The sequence below is a fragment of the Panacibacter microcysteis genome, assembly GCF_015831355.1.
In the GTDB taxonomy this organism is placed as follows: domain Bacteria; phylum Bacteroidota; class Bacteroidia; order Chitinophagales; family Chitinophagaceae; genus Panacibacter; species Panacibacter microcysteis.
Window position 1 is genome coordinate 475,996 of the sequence record NZ_JADWYR010000001.1, and the last position, 18,699, is coordinate 494,694.

The window sequence follows — 18,699 nt, forward strand, 5'->3', positions numbered from 1 at the left end:
AATGAAAGCAACAGCGGGGTCGCTGTTGCCGAATATTGAACTGAAAGTATAAGAGTGCGACGCAACGTAAGCTTAATGCATGCGTTGCAGCCAGGCTCCTTATTTTAAAAATATTAAGATTTTATACCGATACCGTGATATGCAAAACCTTTGGCTTTCATTTCGTCGCCGTTGTAAATGTTGCGGCCATCGAAAATAACATGGTCTTTCATGTTGCTTTTAATTTTCTCCCAGTTGGGTAAACGAAACTCCGGCCACTCTGTAACAAGGATTAATGCATCTGCACCTTTGGTTGCATTAATGGCATCTTTGGTAAGCACCACCTTGGCATCGAGCATATGCTCTGCTTCGTTCATTGAAACGGGATCATAAGCCTGCACATTTGCGCCGGCCTGCAATAATGCATCTATAATAACCAACGACGGCGCCTCACGCATATCATCGGTTTTTGGTTTGAAGGCTAACCCCCAAACAGCAAATGTTTTACCCGCCACATCGCCATTGTAATGCTTCATGATCTTGGAAATGATTACTTTTTTCTGATCATTGTTTACATCGTCAACAGCTTTCAGGATACGCAGTTCGTAGCTGTTTTGCTCACCGGTTTTGATCAATGCTTTTACATCTTTTGGAAAGCATGAGCCGCCATAACCAATACCCGGGTATATGAACTTGTTACCGATACGTGCATCTGAACCGATGCCTTTGCGCACTTCGTTTACGTTGGCACCTACGATATCGCAAAGATTTGCTATATCGTTCATGAAAGATATTTTGGTGGCAAGCATTGCGTTTGCTGCGTATTTGGTCATTTCAGCAGAAGGTATATCCATAAAATAAATGGGATGGCCATTTAATACAAACGGATCGTATAACTGGTGCAGCGTGCTTTTTGCTCTTTCGCTTTCCACACCAATTACAATACGGTCTGGTTTAAGGAAATCTTCTATTGCGGCCCCTTCTTTCAGGAACTCAGGGTTAGAAGCGACATCATACTCCAGCGATGCGCTGCGGTTTCTTAAAGCACCGGCAATAGCTTCTTTCACTTTTGCAGCGGTGCCCACCGGTACGGTGCTTTTGGTAACTACTACCAGGTAATCGGTCATGTGTGTACCCACGTTGTCTGCTACCTGTAAAACGTACTGGAGATCTGCGCTGCCATCTTCCCCGGGAGGTGTGCCCACGGCTATAAATACCACTTCTGCACCAACGATGGACTCTGCAAGATCTGTACTAAACTGCAGACGGCCGTTTTTATAATTGCGCTCTACAATATCTTCCAAACCCGGCTCATAAATAGGCAGAATGCCCTTTTGCAGGTTTTCGATCTTTGTTTTATTTACATCTATACATATTACTTCTATTCCAACTTCTGAAAGGCAGGCACCTGTAACCAGGCCAACATACCCTGTACCTACAACAACAATTTTCATTTGATAACTTAGGTTTAAAATTTATAGAATTTCAGATTGTGACTTTTATTTCACTTTCCAGTGCGAAAGATCTACGTTCAATAACTTTTCCAGGTCGTTAATGTCGTCTTTTAAGACTTCGTATGTAAACTTCCTGTCTTCTGGTGTAAGTTTCTTTTTACTGCCTTCCACGTACATCGTATCAAGAATCTTCTTTTTTATACCTTTTGGCATAATACCGGCGAGGATTTTAGACAATGGTTTGTTCTTACCCAATATTGGTTCCAAAAATTTGATCTTCGATTTTTTGTACGTGTTTTTCTGTTCTGTTTTCTCAATAACATAGGTATCATCAACACCGAGAAAACGATAGATCTCCTGCAATGTACCATGCAGGTCTTTGATAAGGTTTTCCATGTACACCACTTTGATCTGCTCCATTGGGAAATGCTGCAGGAAATGGCGCAGGTTAGATGCATAAAAACTTCCATCGAGGTAAGTTCTGTAGCCTGTCTCTTCCAGCCTGTCTCCGCGCTTCATATCAGAGGCCCAGCCTTCTGCATCTTTTTCGTTATCGAATTTTACTGTTTCACGCTGCTTCAGGTTTTCTTTCACAGCTTCCCTGAATGAAAGATGTTCTGTGCCATTATTGGCGCGCATGCTCCAGCCCGAGAAAGTGCGCTCAACCGGGTTGCGCAGGCAGAATACCAGCTTCATATCGGGATTAAATGCTTTTATACGCGGCACCACAAACGGAAGCAACGAATATGTGGGCGTAGCTTCGCCTGCCATCTTCTCTGTGGTAATGCCGGAGAAATAAGTATCGAGGTAAAAATCGATGCCTTTATCATAATACACACTGAAAAACCTGGTTTGTTTTTCAGGCGACATGTATATTTCAGGATGTTGCTTAAGATAAAAATTCAAGGATGTTGAAGCACATTTGGGAGGGCCACATACTAAGAAATTAGGTACTTTTTTCTGCATGGTCTTTTTTAAAATATTGCGTAATGGTAAAGTCTTTGGCTATTACAGTACTATAATGATTTTTCTGCAATAGCCGGTTTTTTCGTAAACCACTTTTCATAAAAAGCAGTGCCCAGCATTGCATCGAGTTCTTTTGCGTCTTCGAGAAAATATGGTTGTAACTGTTTTTTAATACGGGAAATAGTCTCCTTATCTTCCTGCTTTATTGCAACCGCAGGTTGCTTCTTGCCGGTGTTCATTTCAAACATTTTCTTCTTTAGCATTTTTCTTTTGCCAACCGGGAAGAAAGGATCGATAATATTATTTACCACCCATTTCCTGAAATTGCTGCGGTTTACCAGCTTATCCTGGAATGCCTGGCTCTTTACTGAGCCGGTAACATTCTTAGGCGTAAGATCAGGTTCAAATGCATCTATGCCAAGAAAAGTATATATCTGTTGCAACAGACCTTTAGGATTTTTAGCCAGTTCATCATAGTCTAACACAAGCAACTGCTCTTTGGAAAAATATTGCAGGCAATGCCTTATTTGCCTTGCGTACAGGCCGTGCTCTATGTAAGTAAAATCACTGTTGTCTTTTGAAAATTCTGTATTAGCGGATGGGGTATAGACAAGTGCTTCTTCCATGCTGCGTGTTTCCCGCAGCATTTTTGTAAAGTACCCGTAAGAAGAAACGGCCCTGTCAACCGGGTTGCGCAAAATAAGCAGCAGCTTTGCATTTGGCTGCATAGCGGCCAGTTGTTGCAGGTATTGGGGGTAGAAAATATAATTGACGGCAGACTGCAAAACCACCTGCTGCCCTTTATACGCGGCAGGTTCTTTTTGCATACGCTGCAAAATTTCATCTATACTATTAAAGCGTGCAAATAGCAATACATCTTTCAGCGATTCATAGCAATAAATCTGCGGATGCTGCGCCAACCAGTCGTCCAACGTAGTGGTGCCGGCTTTCTGTACCCCGATAAGAAATGTGTTTGGTAGAATTGCTTTACTCATAGATTGCTGGTTTTGCCATACAAAACGGGGAATATATACTTATCTGCTTTTTAATGTGCGTAGCAGCAGTCTGGTAAAAATTAACCCCGTTCCGGGCGGCAGCAAGATAAATTTTTATGCGCTAATAACGGTTTTGGCAAACTTAATATTTTGCCAGCCGCAGCTAATGTGCAATAAGAAAATCATTTACCGGGCAGCAGAACCTTCCTCATCGCCTGTTGCGTCGCACTCTTGTACTATAGAATCTTTATTCAGCAGCCCCCGGTTACAGACTGTTTAATATTCCGCCAACGCGGTAAGCCAGTTTATTGTTTTTGTATTGTTTCTTCCAGCTTTCATCGTACTGAATAGGCCGTTTCGTAAACCTGCCCGGTGTGCCTGCTATAGTGTGGTCTTCTGCCAGTTCCATAAATTCAGGTGCCTTATATGGCGTAAGCCCGAATTTGCTGAATATTTTATCCAGCTCCTGCTGCGGGTGTTGCGCCAGGTCTTCGTACTGCAATTCCAGCACATCCTGGGGCTTTGCCATTTTAAAAACGGTGTAGCACAATTTTTTAAGGTAAAAAACATCCATCAGCAACTTGAGCATTGATTTTTCTTTCTTCCTGTTTACGCTCTTCCATTTCATTTTAGAGGTAACGATTGCCCGCAAATCTCTTTTAAGCCAGATGATCTTAACATCAAACCCTGTAATTTTTTTATAAACAGCCAGCGCCTGGAATGGCGCTTTGGAAGAATCTATAATAAATGTTTTGCCGCTTTTCTGATTGATGAGAGAGTACAACTGTTCCAGCGTGGCGGTAACTTTTTTGTTGGCAGGTTTTTCAATAACCGCCAGCAGTTTTTTTGCGAAGGAAGCAGACGAAAAGGCGTTCATGACTAACCCTTTCGATTTAAAATTCCAGTGTATGTTGGTGGCAAAATCCTGCGGATTTTGCTGGTATGTTTCTTTTACAATAGAAGACCAGAAAACACATTCAGTAAACGGACTGCCACAGGCGCAGTGCCAGTTCCATTTTTCTCCGGGGCCTTCTTTCTTTAAATGTCCGTCGAGCAGGGCAAGCTCCCCTACGGAAAAACATTCTGCTGATTTTGACAACATGTTTTCGAGCAGGGTGGAACCAGACCGCTTGTCTGACATTACATAAATAATGGTAGGTTTTTTATTCATTGGTTATACTACTGTTTCCAGGGGTAAAGATATTGCTATTGTTTGTTTGTGTTTTTCGAATGATGTTTGGGCCGATTTTTTTTGGCTTCACGGCGCAGCCGTGAGACCGAAGGTCATCCTGCTGCCACCGGCACTGCAGTACAAGAGTGCGACGCAACGGGAGCTTAATGCCTTTACTACAGCCGGGTACCAAAAATTGCTATTTATGGTACAAAACGTCGTATTTTTTTACACAGCTTTCCATGCTGAACTCTTTCTTATACAGTGCTTTACCATTCTCAGCCAGTTGTGCAAGGTGCGCATCGCCGGCACCGAGCCACGCTTTGAGCGCTGCCAGGAAACTATCGTGGTTCACTTCTTTTGAAAGGTACCCGATATCCGGCTTTACAATATTGATGAGCCCGCCAACAGGTGTTGCCACAGGCACAATACCGCCTGCAAGTGCTTCGAGCAGGCTGATTGGCAAACCTTCAAAAATAGAAGACAGCACGAACGCATCTGAATTGAGTAAATAATCTGACACGTTGGTAACCTTGCCGAGAAAATGTACGTTGCCCGGTTTCATGGCCATCAGGTCGTCGTAGATCTTTTTATCATCAGGCAGGTAATCACCCAAAATGATGGCTATTACATTGGCACCGTCTTTTTCAAGCTGTGCCATGGCGCTGAGTAAAAGCTGCTGGTTCTTTTGCCTGCTGATGCGTGCCACATTGATGAGCACTTTTGTATGGGCATCTTTCTTTAGTGTATCAATCTTTTCCTTTACTTCTTCAAAAGCCGCAGTGGGTTTTACCGGCTCTGAACCGTTGTTGATCTGGATAATATTACAATCTGCACCATATTCTTTCAATGCACTGTCATGCACTTCGTCTGAAATGCTGATAGGCTGTATAATGCGGTTTTTGAAAAAATATTTATACGCTTTTCTGCCATGCCAGGGCGCATCCATCTTTACCAGGTTGTGGAAAGTATGGATCTTATTGTATGTAAAATCTTTGAGTTGTTTATAAGCCAGGAAACAATAGTAGCCGCTGTGGAGGTGCGTATGCACAACATCTGGCTTTATGTCTCCCAATAGTTTTTTGATGCGCAGGAAAATCTTTGGGTCGGGACCTTTGCGTTTGCCAAGGCTTACAAACTTTACCCGCTTATCCAGCATGGAAAGCGGCAGGTGTTTATCAGGGTTATGATGGTACATAGAAACCAGTGTAACATCATAACCCGGGTATTTTACCAGTTCATTGCACATCTGTATACAAAATACCTGTGCACCGCCCCAGCCGAGGGCAGGAACCATTTGTACAATTTTAAATTGTTTTTCCATAGATATCTACAGGGGAAATAAACGATGATCGCTTACACAGGTTTTTTTGCAAGATGTATAATGATGATTGCTTTATTGTAAACGGTGTATTAATTTTTGCGCTCCACCACAAACCATGGATTGAGCAGGTTTTCTTTGTTGTACACCACTTCGTTTTTGGTTTCGTAGTTATACACAGAACAACCTGCGTATTTGGCCACACCATGACCGGCCGCGGTATCCCACTCCATAGTAGGCGCCAGCCTTGGATAAACATTGGCCTTACCTTCTGCAACCAGGCAAAGTTTGATAGAGCTGCCGGAGCTTACCATATCAACCTCGCCAAATTCTTTGCGCTTTTCCTCAATAAAAGCTTCTGTTTCGGGTGTATTGTGAGAGCGGCTGGCCACCACTGTGTACACAGCCGGTTTTGCGTCACCGGGTAATGCTTCACCAGTGGACAAGACAGCTTCCAGATTGCTTTCTGTAACTGCTTCTTTTACGGTTACCATAAATGCGCCAACACCTTCTGCACCGTAGTATAATATGCCGGTAACAGGTACATATACCACACCAAGTATAGGTGAGCCATTTTTTACTAGTGCAATATTTACGGTAAACTCGCCATTCTTTTTAATGAATTCTTTGGTACCATCCAGCGGGTCTACGAGCCAGAAAGTTTCCCAGCCTTTTCTTTCATCGTAAGACAGTTGTTTACCTTCTTCACTCAGCAGCGGGTACCCGGTATTGGCCAGGGCCGCTTTGATTACTTCGTGGGATTTTTTGTCGGCGATGGTGAGGGGGCTGTTATCGCTTTTGGTTTCTACAGAAAAGTCTTGTTTATACACTTCAAGGATTTCATTGCCTGCATTGATTGCAGCGAGTACGGATACATTAATCAAGTTTTTCATCTATTGTTTTTACGGTTAATGAAAGTGTTTTCCATCGGTCGGCAAGATAAATTTTTATGTTAAAAGATGTTAACGGTATCCGGAGTTATTTTAGCTGCTGCGGTTTAAATGCGCTTAAAATGTTTGCTTGCAGCAGGTTTCGACAAGAAACACCAGATGATATTATTGGAAATTATAATTTAATAATATGGTGGATAATGAAAGACGATGTGTTTAAGAAACTCCGCTAAAACTTGTTACGGGTTATTTTAGTTGGGTATCAGCAATGGTTTTGCATGGCATCGGCAGTTGCCACGCTCGGTTCAACGTTCCGTTTTTATGGGGACTGTGGCGTGCGGAGGCATTGGCTTGATGTGGATTAATGTTGGAATAGAAAGTTCTTGATGGTTTGGTATGATATAAGGAGCGGCTCCAAGGCACAAGATGCCAAAACACGAACCTCACGCCTCAATCTTGCAACAGCAGGAGATCATTTATTGGACAAAATTTATAAAACAAGAATCCACGATTTTATCTTCATAAAATTTTATTAGAGCAGACCGTCTAAATTGTTTGCGTTCCACAAATAAGTATACATAAATAAACCCATCATAATAAAACCGTTTGTAAATAACCAACTCCCAATGTTGATTATGCCATTGGGTACTATTATAGCAGATTCTCGAATTAGGTATAGCGATGATGGAATAGTATAAATTGGTTTTTGTATTTTCAAGGCTGTCATAGCTAGAATATGATTTATTTTTCACGATCCCCTGATCATGCCATGTGTTATTGCCTAAAAACATTGCCCTATCAAGAGAGTTTAAGCTTTTACAGTTGAAATCAACTGTATCTTTTTTCGAAAACAAGAAATTTTGAAAATTGCGGACAAAAAATTCAAAGGCAGCTTGCTCAAACTTAAATTCAGTTTCAGGCAGATATATGGGACTAACCATGAAAGCAAAATAGAATAAGCATAACTTCATAACTAGAAATTTCTTACAGTGTCTAATAAATCATAAAATGAACCTAAATAACCGGAACCTACCGAGTCATTTTTTCGTCTCCACAGAGTTACCTGAAAGGAACTCTGTGGGTACAGTAAGTGAGACTGTACTCAATCATTTCCACGCTCGTACAACTCAGCATAATGTGTAACAGGATAAATGCCTTGCTCTTCCGTTGTATAAAACTTTGCGGAAGAGTGTTCGTATAATTCAGGAACATTTTCGTCTCCACAGAGTTACCTGAAAGGAACTCTGTGGGTGCAGTAAGTGAGACTGTACTCAATTATTTCCACGCTCGTACAACTCCGCATAATGTGTAACAGGATAAATGCCTTGCTCTCCCGTTATATAAAACTTTGCGGAAGAATGCTCGTATAATTCAGGAATATTTACTAACCCGGCTTTCACAGGATTGTAATGCATATATTGTAATTTCTGCTGAATAAACTCATACGTAAAACATTCTTTACAATCAAAGCTATCTTCAAATATTTTATGTTTCACACCTTTTTTCTTCGTCTCCACAGAGTTACCTGAAAGGAACTCTGTGGGTGCAGTAAGTGAGACTGTACTCAATTATTTCCACGCTCGTACAACTCCGCATAATGTGTAACAGGATAAATGCCTTGCTCTCCCGTTATATAAAACTTTGCGGAAGAATGCTCGTATAATTCAGGAATATTTACTAACCCGGCTTTCACAGGATTGTAATGCATGTATTGTAATTTCTGCTGAATAAACTCATACGTAAAACATTCTTTACAATCAAAGCTATCTTCAAATACTTTATGCTTCAGACCTTTTTTCTTTTCATATTCAGAAACAGCATTTTGTAATTGCGCTAATACCTGTGTTGCATTTAGTCTTTTCAACCTTGCTGCAATAGCGTAACTCATTAACATCTTTGCTTCACCAATTACTTCATTTATTACAGGGCTATCCTTCTGGAGATATACCATACCATGCAGATGATTCGGCATTATGCAATACCCGAGTATACGATCTCCTCTTTTAGCAAGAAAATTAAACCAATCGTATATTTTGCTGTAGAAGTTTGTGTATTCAAATAAAGAAATCCATTTGCAATTAGTAATAGTAAAAAAATAACTGGTTCCTTTTTCAGATTTGAGGGTTCTTACAGACATGAACTGAAATTACAGGTTTTATGTTTAACTGGTAAGTTCTATCTTGCTCCCCCACAGAGTTCCCTGCCGGTAACTCTGTGGAGACGGAAGTTTGTCCTGCCACTACAGAGATTCCAACAGTTTTACCAACAAGTTGTCCTTTCGACATGTCTTCAACGGTTCATTTGCATTAAGGTTCTTTACACTTACCTGATAATGTCCTTACATTACCTTTTGCCTAAACGTTCAGCACCATGCTTTTTAAACACAGCACCTTCAAGTGGTTTGCATACTCCAACTGTATTGCGTATGCGGCAGACCTTCTGCCATCTCTTATACAACATTGAAAAGAACCATCAACCCTTTTCATTCGTGACACACCTCTGTGGAGACGGAATTATTCATTCTTTTACTTCGTGACACACCTTACGCCATTAGGTAACTATAAGAATATCATAACAATTAAGAAAAACAACATACTTATTGTCATAAACAAATAAATGTTATGAAACGATACTCTTCGAACAATTATAGATTTCATTCTAATTTTTTTTATTAAATATTTCCCATAAATTTTTGATATGAAGAAAAATATAACTACCAAAAACACATATATCAACCTATTATTATAGAAGACCTCAATGAAAGACAAATTCAAAAAAATACATAATAGTTTGATTGTAGCGAGTAAGATCAGCTGAAGACATAAAAGAATAAAACCTCCAGAAATCAAATAATGATCATCTAATTTTCTATACCTAGAAAATAAGAACAACGTATATATAAGTCTATTTATCATAATAAATTACCAAATATGACCTGAAGATAAGGCTGACTCCACTCTAGACATATAGTTTGTTAAGTCATTCCAATGAGTCTTAAGCTTATCAGAAAAGCTTGCAGTTTTATCTATTGTATAATCAATTGCACCTGACTTATCTAAAATTAAATAACCAACAGCAATTGCAGCGCCGACTGGTCCCCCTATAAGAAATGAAGCAGTCCCCACGCCAATATCTATTCCAGCTTTACTAAAAGCTTTTCCAGGGGACTCCCCATTTCGAACTTTTTCAACTGCTGCTCCCGCTGATAAAAGAATTCCGAGGAAGTATGCATTTTTTCCAATACTGCTCAATGTGCTTGAAAATGCTTTTAGACGTTCAGCTACCTGTGCGGTGGTTATTCCAAGATTTAAGGCAATATTTTTTATCATCTCAGTATTAGCACTTAATTCTGCAACTTGCCATATCATACTTGCATACGTTAACCCGTCAGCCAATGGAGAAACAAAATCTTTAGGAATTTCATTTTCTTTTTTCTCTGTTTGTTTTGAGTCTTTTTTCTTTTTGTCATCATCATCACCACCAGCATCAGGTTCTTCATCGCTTGTTGATGCATTTATTTCTTTCATAAATGCTGTTATTTCTTCAGGATTGCTTGTGCTAGCACCTCCATTAGTATCAAAACTCCACATTCCATCAGGGTCTATAAATCGTATTGGATTATCTAATGCGTAATTGTATGGCGACCATCTTCTGCCTAATTCGGATAATGGGTCAATTGCAGTCCATCTTCCTACTTGTGCATCATACATTCTTGCCCCATAATCCATCCATTCAAGTCCACTTCCATCACTAAACTCCTGCCGCTGCTCTTCTTTGCCGTTGTATTTGTATTTATTTTCTGGACTTCCGAACTGTGCTGCCTTTGAAGATATTCCCGCCATTGTCAAGCCGAATGGATAATAGTGCGTTTCATCCAATATAGCACCTCGTGTATGTATTACCTGCAGGTTATCAAAGAACACATCAACGGGGCTTTGGTTGCTAACGTATACATAAAGATAGCCGTTTTTGGGCACCACAATATTGTCAAGGCTGGTAATGTGGTTTTTGATTTGCCCGTTAATACCGGCTTTACTATAACCACTCCCCGCATTCCCGGCATACTTAAATTGCTCATCAAAAAAAATATAATTTATATAAGCATTGGGGATTACGTTACCTGCCGGTGGCGTTCTCGTAAAGAATGTTGCCGGGAATGCCGATTGGTTCAGTGCTGTAACTGTAGCAGTGGTGGCACCTTTACCTGCCGTAACACCTGTTGCTGAACCCAAAAATCCACTGATGATCTCTGATAAAGGCATGGTTACATTCTGCTCTGTAACGTTGTTTTGGAAATAATAACTCTTGCCGTAGATATCAATAATGTCACCTGCCATCACCTTCAGTGTTATACCCAGACCTGTTTTATTGGTATTACTGTTTAATTTGTAAAGCTTGGTACTGTTTTGCCCTGTAAGACTGTTTGGGTTATTGTTGGGCGCATTGGCACCATTGTTATTCTTATAAGCGGTTATACCTGTTGCATCAGCCTGCGGCACAATGTATGCAGGGTCTATGGTGTAGTAATTCTTTTCTATATACACGGCGTTGGGCGTACCATCTGTATTGATATTTCCTTCAAGGGTTGCTGCCGGGTATACATCACGCTGTTGTTCTTCTGTCAGCGTCATGCGCACATTGCCCAAATGATCTTTGATAAAATAATCGTAGTTAAACAACGAGGTTGTTGCATTGTAACGTATACGTCCTTCTTCGTGTGGTAAAAACTGCAACACATCATCTTCGTAAGTGCCGGCCAGGTAAAGTGTTGTTTTGTCCGGTTTACCTGTTTCATGTACAATCTTTTTGAGCTTATTACCGGCAGCATCATACACATATTCAATACTACCCTTTGCGGTAATGGTAATTGTTATTGGCAGATTGAGATAGTTATAAGTAATGCTGGTAATGTCTTTGTTCTTGTCAGATTTCATGTTCCCATTGGCATCATACGTATAATCAGTTGCTGTCGTCAACTTAGTTCCTCCCAATGTATTATTATAGCTCTCTGAATACCTGAAATCACCAAGCGTTGTCTGAGGGTCACTGTAATCGTCGATCACATTTTTCAACCTGTTGCTACTTGGCAGGTATGTATATGTAAAATCATCTATTGGTGTGCTTCCGCCAACCTTCCAACCCATTTGCTTCATGGTCTTCAGGTTGCCGCTTTGGTCGTAGGTGATATTGCTTACACTAAAATCAATACCATCAGCCTTATTGAAACTGCTACCACTATACTGATTAAAATCAGCGCTAACAATCCTGTTCACCGCATCATAATCATAATCAAACTTTCTGATGATGCCATCGCCTGCACTTTTCCAAACTGTGCCTGATATATTTCCATTGAATTCCGGCTTTGTATAAGCTGTGCCAGAAACGATGGTATTAGCATTATCATAACCCAGTTCAAACCCAAAATAGTTTGTCGAAGTGTTTTGTATATAGCTTCTGTTCGTACCAAGCAGCCAGCCGCGGATATTATAGTCGTATATCAAAGTTTCCAAAGGACTTACACCATCGGAAGGTTTCACGCCTAATTTCTTTGTCTTTAACTGGTTTAATTCTGTATACGTATTTTCCGCAATCGTCTTCCATGTACCGCTTTCATTAATCATCTTCTCAACTTTAGTAAGACGACCACCATTGTCGTAGGTGTTTGCAGTACCTATTTTATAAGTCTGAGCCACCCCGCCTGCTTTCTCGTGTTTTAAATGGTTACGTAACAACTTGCCGGAAAAATCATACTGCATTGTGGTAATATCTGTTGCGCCGGTAACATTCACCGACTGCGTTTGTATAACCCGGCCATATCCATCGTAAATACTCGATGCTGCAAGCATTTGTGAAGTAGTACCTAAAACTTTTGTCTGTGTCCAGGTAACCATGCCTCTCGTTTTGCTCGACTGGATCAATTCCTGGGCATATGTGGGAGAAGCATTATAGGTAGTGTAAAAATTAGTTGCCGTGATTGCAGTTGTAACAAGAGATGCATTCAATCCCGAAGGTAAAGAGGCATAATCATCGTAATGTGTGATGGTTAGCGTGTTTGCTCCCACTGACGGAGGTAACGCATAAGGGTATGCTGATGATGTTGATGCTGCTGTTTTATGTTGTTCGAAGGTCTTATTAGCAAAAGTACTGTTAGGTACAAGTTCTGTTTGAACCGGCCTGTTAAAATCATTCTCGTAAACTGTTACGAGCCATTTGTCTGAAGCCCGCATATTGGCATCCTGCGTCATTACCAGCCTGTCACGGGTATCATACACCATATACACCTCAGAAGCCCCCGGAACACGTTTCATGATCATACGTCCTCTTTCATCGTAGTCGTACTCAAAAACTGTTTGAGAAAGAATCGAACCTGATATAGCATTTATATCCCAATTGTTGTTTGACAGCAAAGTTACCCCTTTTGGCTGTATCACAGCTCTGAGCTGATTGAAATCATCATAAATATAGTAGGTAGATAACCATTGTACATAGTTAGAACCCGAGCCGGTTCCGTCATCAGGTGCGGCTGTAAACTGTACTTTCTTCAGAAGTACTAACCCTTCTTTGTTTTTAAATTCGATTACCTGTTTGCCATGTTCATCAATGGTAATGTTTTTATACAATTCGCCTGCTGCATACTCGCCCTGCACTGCATATGTTCCAAATGAACCAAACGTTGCACTATTGGTTACGGCCCAAATTTTTACATAATCGGTTGCGGTGTTAAAAAGGTATTGCTGTTCCACACCAACACCTGAACCAACCCAACTGTTTCCTGGCGCAAAATTTTCATATACCCGGTTAAGCGGTGAATTTTCAAAGAATGTTTTACTGTAATAAAACTGATCGTTGAACGATGAAGCATAATATTGCGTTGCTGCAGACGTTCCGAGATTGTAGTTCCCATCAACACTGGAGGAAACATAAGGCAGATATTTGATCTCCTCCCGTCCAAACTGATCATAATTAACTGCCTGAACGATATCTTTACCAAGTGGCGATGCCTGTTTGGCAATTGTTTGAACCGGCCTTCCCAATCCGTCAAAATATTGCCGCGATTGTTGCACATCTGTTAAGGCAGACAAAAGATCTGCAGCAGATTCTGTTGTTACCCCTGGTTTTGTTATTTGCCGGGTAGTAATAAAATTGTAAGAATTCCTTACAGGGATTATAAACGATGCAACATTTGACTCTTTCTGGTCTGATCCGCAGTTAACCAGTCTTTTATAATAACTCGTGGCATTGATCATGCCCGGCGAATAGTTTTGAGAAGTAGCTCCTATAATATTTGTGAACGTTATACCATCTGTGCTCTTTTGCCATTGATAGCTATAAGTTGTACAATTGCCACCAGAAGCAAGATTTCCTGAGATAAGTCCCGGGCTGTCACCTGCTGTCATTACGATATAGCCAGGTGAAATCGTACCTGCAATGAGTTCAGGATTTACATTTATTGTGATTGCGTTTGAATACACCGTTTCTGCCCCACACACAGTTTCAAGCCTGAAAAGTGTTTTTACAGTCAATGGTCCCGGGTTAAAGTTATTATAAGTTGTAGCGCCGTTTATGTCTGTATACGTAGTACCATTATCCACACTTTTTTGCCACTGATAATTCTTTACAGTGCATATTCCACCGGTAGAGGCGGCCACAGTTATGACACCGGGAGAAGTGCCATAAGATATAGTTTTACTTGACGGTGTTATAGTTCCTGCTGCAAGATGCTGGTATACATTTATTTTACAACTATTGGAAAATGAATATTCGGTAGCTGCACATTTAGCCCGCCGCCTGTAATAAGTTGTTGCGGTAAAAGGATTACTAAAAGAAATGTCTTTTGTTGTTATTGTGGTAGGAATCCAATCAATTCCATTTGAAGACGATTCCCATAAATAGGTATAGTTGCCGCTACAATTACCACCTGTTGCGGCCGGTGCAATAATACTTGCCGGCACAGTACCGGTAAATATATCCTGTGACGATGTTATTGTAGTCGTACAAAAGGGGGGATTTACATTCACCGTTGCTATCGGAGAAGTATATTGGACTGATCCTGATGTAGTTTCAGTGACTTTTCTCCTGAAATATGTTTTTTCTATTAATTCTTTTGTGAAGGCCAGGTTTTGAGTTGTAGGCCCCAAAATCCAGTTGATGTTATCTGTTGATGATTCCCATTGGTAAGTGTAATTTGGTGAACAGGCGCCTCCGGAAGCCGGTGAACAATTGATTGTTGCAGGAACTGTATAATAATTGGTTGTTTGAAAAGTATTACTTATAGAACCTGGGCTTAGTGCAGCAACAACGGTTTGATTCAGGGACGGGTTATCACCCCATGTAACATTAATACTGCCCTGCCCAACCACTGTCCACTTAACCTGTATACCGGGAATTTGTGATCCGGTAGCGCAGTTATTGGAAATACTTCCGCTACCATTTATTGACACAATAATCCCACCTTGTACACACCATGTCGTTGTTCCTCCGCTATAATTACCACTCAATGTATAAGTGTAGGTATTTTGAGCGATAACGCAGGTTGAAGAACCTCCCCTAATTGTTAAAGATTGAGCATTCCCTGATACTTTAAAAATGCTTATTACCAATAAAACTATGGCAAAACGCACCAGGAATAAATATTTGGCAGACATATGTTGATTAGTTTAAGGCTAAAATGAGTTGATTGTAAGATGAGTACTATGCATTTCACCAGCTATGGGCCAATGTTTTAGTAAGGGGTAGAAGATTTAAGTTTGTAGTCTATTGTTTTGATAACGTTGCCGTTCAGGTCTTTGATAAGCTTTAAACGGTTGTAGGTATCGTACTCATAGAACTGCGTATTGTTATTGATGTCTATTTGAGCGGTCATACCAACCAGCGGTTTATAGGTGTAAGTACTTACAAAAGCATTTGCCCTATGTAATCTGAGATCGTCAAACCAAATATTACCGCCGCCATTGTTGTCAAGCCTCAGGGATATGGTAGTAACATCTGCCGGAACCGTAAAATCCTTTTCTACAAAAACCCATTTACCTGTAGTTGTGGTTGTTACATGATCCACATAGCTGTACAATCCGGTTTCGCCCGTTCTCTTCATAAAAAGAAAGATATCTGCAGTGGGGCCTTCACTGTATATCCAACCGGAATAACGAAACCTGGTAGGAGTAGTTATGGCGATGGTCAACCATTTATTGCTGTATGCTACTTGCTCTCCTGCCGTTGGTTTTGTTATTTTTCCCGCATAATTTCCTGTATGCGATTTTGTATTATCATAAGTTATGAGATTATTATCCCATTCTGCATCTTCCTCAAAAGAATCAAAAAACAACTCATTGTGCAATGCATTTTTTGCTTCTGCAACCAGCAGCGATTTTTTATACGCCCACAGGAAGGATGTCCTGGTATCATTTTGCTTTGCCATCGATAATACATTACTATGGTTGTCATAGGCATAAAAAGTTGCCCTTGTTTCGAGTAGATTTGTGCCAATCTTTTGCTGAATAGTCTCGGGTAAATATTGGTAGTTTGCCCACTTTTTATAATTCGTCTTCAGCAGGCTTCTCTGGAAACTGTTTTTTAATTCAGTCTTTTCGATAACGGGGTTTATTATATGTGCCTGGTTTACCATTTCATTATAAACCGTTGTGGAAACAAAATCGTGCGGGTACTTTTGATTTACTGTAATGATATCACCACCACTCACGTATTGTTTGATTTGTGTTATCTGTTGATGATTAATATTGCCATATGTATACTCCGACTTATTAATGGTATACAAATCTCCTTTTTGGCTCCAGAGAGTATCAATTGTGGAAATTAGCCTGTTATCTCCCTGCATAACAGAATAACTATTGTAATCGTATTCAATAAATCCATTCCAGTTAGACCCATTGTCAAAATAAGCCTTTCTGAATGCGACGATATCTACAGCACCAGCCGAGTTATCTGGGAATGCACCATAGCCATTATGAGTATGCTGAAGCAGTTTATAATTGCCGGGAGACAAGCTTTGATAAACATACTTATGCAATAATTCACCCCGTTTATAATGGTAACTTACTACATTGGGTTTTGAGTAAGCATAAGTTGAAGTAAAAGCATCTTCATAGAACGAATATTGGTATACTGTTTTACCGTTATTGTTATTGTCATCACCTTCATATTCTGCAACCTCCTCATAACCCACAGAGGCACCATCAAATGGGTCAACGGAATAAGAGGGAGAAGAGCTAAAATTTCTGACACGACAATATCCCGCAGACAAACAGCTAGTTGTAGGATAGTGCATTTCTTCAGACACAAAAGATCTTGTTGGAAGGGGTATGATTATGCGACCATAACCATTTTCGTTTTTTCCGTATTTGTATGTTTTCTTCAGTGCCAATTTGCCATATTCGTCAAAATGATTGATCTGTTTTATACGCACACCACCACCATAATCAACAGTACCTGTTTCATAGTTGTAATATTTGTTTGTTTCATATTCGAAACTTGCAGATCCGCCTGTGGGAAAATTGACTTTTTTCAGAATACAAGCTTGGTTAAATATTGGATCAGGTACTCTGCCGTTTTCAGCCCCACCGATCCACACGCTTGGCTGTTCATTTCCTAATTCTGCTGATAATAAAGCAATAAATTGCCTTGGGACAAGAGATGAATTCGCTTTATTATTGAAATAACCCCAATAATCCTTCGATCTTGATTCCGCATAATCCGGTAGTAATTGGGCGGTATTGTATTCAAAACTATAAGTCTTTTCTGATGTATTTCCGGCGTTATATTCTACAACCGCGTCTAAACGCAACCTGTACTTGTTAAATGGATTTATTACGCTATTGTTTAAAAAATATGACTGGTTTAAATTAATATACTTAAGTAAAATATCTGTGTTTGTAATCAGGTTTTTCTCAAAGATTTTGATTTGATACAGACTTTTACTGTTTGGAATGTCGGCCCTCATATTTCCGTTCTTTACAAATTCAACTTTTCCCCCAGGAAAACTGATTCCAACTAGCTTTGCAGTAATAATACTAGATGTTCGTTGCGACGTACCAGGAGTGACTCTCTCTTGATAGCTATTATGGCATTCCGAGTTCAATCTGGTGTCCTGAAGAACACGATCAGTTACACTTACATAATCCATTAACTCTCCAACTGCATCAAATTCCTCAAAGCTATAACTGAATTTTATTGTATCTGCCTTATCGGCAGAAATCATTTCTGTAAGCATCCATGAGCTATAATAACTATATGGACCGTCAGCCGGAGACGTAATTTCCGGCGCATCAACAAACCGATATTCAATTCCAGCTTCATCCAGTATAGTAAATTGCATCCCATTAAAAAAACTAGTAATAATCTTTATAGCACTGTACGGGATAATTTTTACATTCTCAGGCGCAGAGCTTTGATTAGCATGATAAAATTTACCACTATGCCCTGGAAAGTTGTAGCTATAAATATCAGGTTCACCATCAATTGTATGTTCAGATAATAATCGCAAATACAATACATCATTCGGATCATTTGGTAAAAATCCGCCGGTCCTAAGGGGCTCTCCATCTAAATAACCGCTTATTTCATCGGGTAGACTTCTCATGTTCCTGTTTATTGCCCCCCCTGCATTTAAAGACCAGCCTAAACCCACCCAGCTTGCTTCTTCTGAAACTTTTATTCCCGACGCATGATAATCTAATGATATTGGCACTTTCATACCGTTTACATTGATTGTGTAGATTGGTACACTTACACTCGTTGCACCAGTAAAAAGACTTACCGGATAAGAAACAAATTTTTCCATCGCCATTGCTTCCGGAGAGGAAGCACCTATTTTAGGTAAAAAATTGGTATTTACGGGTTGGCCGGCTGAGCAAAACCATAGTATAATGCCGCTGAAACAAGCAGCTAAACGGTACATATTCATATTGAG

The 18,699-nt window shown here is 40.2% G+C and carries 10 protein-coding genes; all 10 read right to left on the bottom strand.

The features are described from left to right. Nucleotides 1-113: 113 nt before the first annotated feature. Entirely contained in the window at nucleotides 114-1,433 is a 1,320-nt protein-coding gene (locus tag I5907_RS01960; protein ID WP_196989055.1) for a UDP-glucose dehydrogenase family protein, read from the bottom strand. Between the two features lie 45 nt (nucleotides 1,434-1,478). Further along, complete coding sequence (locus I5907_RS01965; RefSeq protein WP_196989056.1) at nucleotides 1,479-2,399, bottom strand: sulfotransferase family protein; 921 nt, start codon at nucleotides 2,397-2,399, stop codon at nucleotides 1,479-1,481. Nucleotides 2,400-2,449: 50 nt separating this feature from the next. Beyond that, nucleotides 2,450-3,394: a sulfotransferase family protein gene (locus I5907_RS01970; RefSeq protein WP_196989057.1), complete on the bottom strand. Its 945-nt coding sequence runs from the start codon at nucleotides 3,392-3,394 to the stop codon at nucleotides 2,450-2,452. Nucleotides 3,395-3,659: 265 nt separating this feature from the next. Next, the gene (locus I5907_RS01975) at nucleotides 3,660-4,565 is read right to left on the bottom strand and encodes a sulfotransferase (protein WP_196989058.1); all 906 of its coding nucleotides are present in this window, start codon (nucleotides 4,563-4,565) and stop codon (nucleotides 3,660-3,662) included. Nucleotides 4,566-4,764: 199 nt separating this feature from the next. Next, the gene (locus I5907_RS01980) at nucleotides 4,765-5,862 is read right to left on the bottom strand and encodes a glycosyltransferase family 4 protein (protein WP_196989059.1); all 1,098 of its coding nucleotides are present in this window, start codon (nucleotides 5,860-5,862) and stop codon (nucleotides 4,765-4,767) included. A 116-nt stretch (nucleotides 5,863-5,978) separates the two neighbouring features. Then, nucleotides 5,979-6,779, bottom strand: a complete 801-nt coding sequence (cysQ, locus tag I5907_RS01985; RefSeq protein WP_196989060.1) for a 3'(2'),5'-bisphosphate nucleotidase CysQ — start codon at nucleotides 6,777-6,779, stop codon at nucleotides 5,979-5,981. Nucleotides 6,780-8,047: 1,268 nt separating this feature from the next. Further along, entirely contained in the window at nucleotides 8,048-8,344 is a 297-nt protein-coding gene (locus tag I5907_RS01990) for a hypothetical protein (protein WP_196989061.1), read from the bottom strand. After that, nucleotides 8,341-8,913: a hypothetical protein gene (locus I5907_RS01995; protein WP_196989062.1), complete on the bottom strand. Its 573-nt coding sequence runs from the start codon at nucleotides 8,911-8,913 to the stop codon at nucleotides 8,341-8,343. The genes I5907_RS01990 and I5907_RS01995 overlap by 4 nt, the downstream gene beginning before the upstream one ends. A 784-nt stretch (nucleotides 8,914-9,697) precedes the next feature. Further along, nucleotides 9,698-15,421, bottom strand: coding sequence for a DUF6443 domain-containing protein (locus I5907_RS02000; protein WP_196989063.1), 5,724 nt, complete (start codon nucleotides 15,419-15,421; stop codon nucleotides 9,698-9,700). Nucleotides 15,422-15,498: 77 nt separating this feature from the next. Then, a complete protein-coding gene (locus I5907_RS02005; RefSeq protein WP_196989064.1) occupies nucleotides 15,499-18,693 on the bottom strand; it encodes a carbohydrate binding domain-containing protein in 3,195 nt (1,064 codons plus the stop codon). Nucleotides 18,694-18,699: the final 6 nt, after the last annotated feature.

Excerpts from the sequence above, each read along its gene's own strand:
- I5907_RS01960 (WP_196989055.1), bottom strand. The coding sequence starts at position 1,433 with ATGAAAATTGTTGTTGTAGGTACAGGGTATGTTGGCCTGGTTACAGGT.
- I5907_RS01965 (WP_196989056.1), bottom strand. The coding sequence starts at position 2,399 with ATGCAGAAAAAAGTACCTAATTTCTTAGTATGTGGCCCTCCCAAATGT.
- I5907_RS01970 (WP_196989057.1), bottom strand. The coding sequence starts at position 3,394 with ATGAGTAAAGCAATTCTACCAAACACATTTCTTATCGGGGTACAGAAA.
- I5907_RS01975 (WP_196989058.1), bottom strand. The coding sequence starts at position 4,565 with ATGAATAAAAAACCTACCATTATTTATGTAATGTCAGACAAGCGGTCT.
- I5907_RS01980 (WP_196989059.1), bottom strand. The coding sequence starts at position 5,862 with ATGGTTCCTGCCCTCGGCTGGGGCGGTGCACAGGTATTTTGTATACAG.
- cysQ (WP_196989060.1), bottom strand. The coding sequence starts at position 6,779 with ATGAAAAACTTGATTAATGTATCCGTACTCGCTGCAATCAATGCAGGC.
- I5907_RS01995 (WP_196989062.1), bottom strand. The coding sequence starts at position 8,913 with ATGTCTGTAAGAACCCTCAAATCTGAAAAAGGAACCAGTTATTTTTTT.
- I5907_RS02000 (WP_196989063.1), bottom strand. The coding sequence starts at position 15,421 with ATGTCTGCCAAATATTTATTCCTGGTGCGTTTTGCCATAGTTTTATTG.
- I5907_RS02005 (WP_196989064.1), bottom strand. The coding sequence starts at position 18,693 with ATGAATATGTACCGTTTAGCTGCTTGTTTCAGCGGCATTATACTATGG.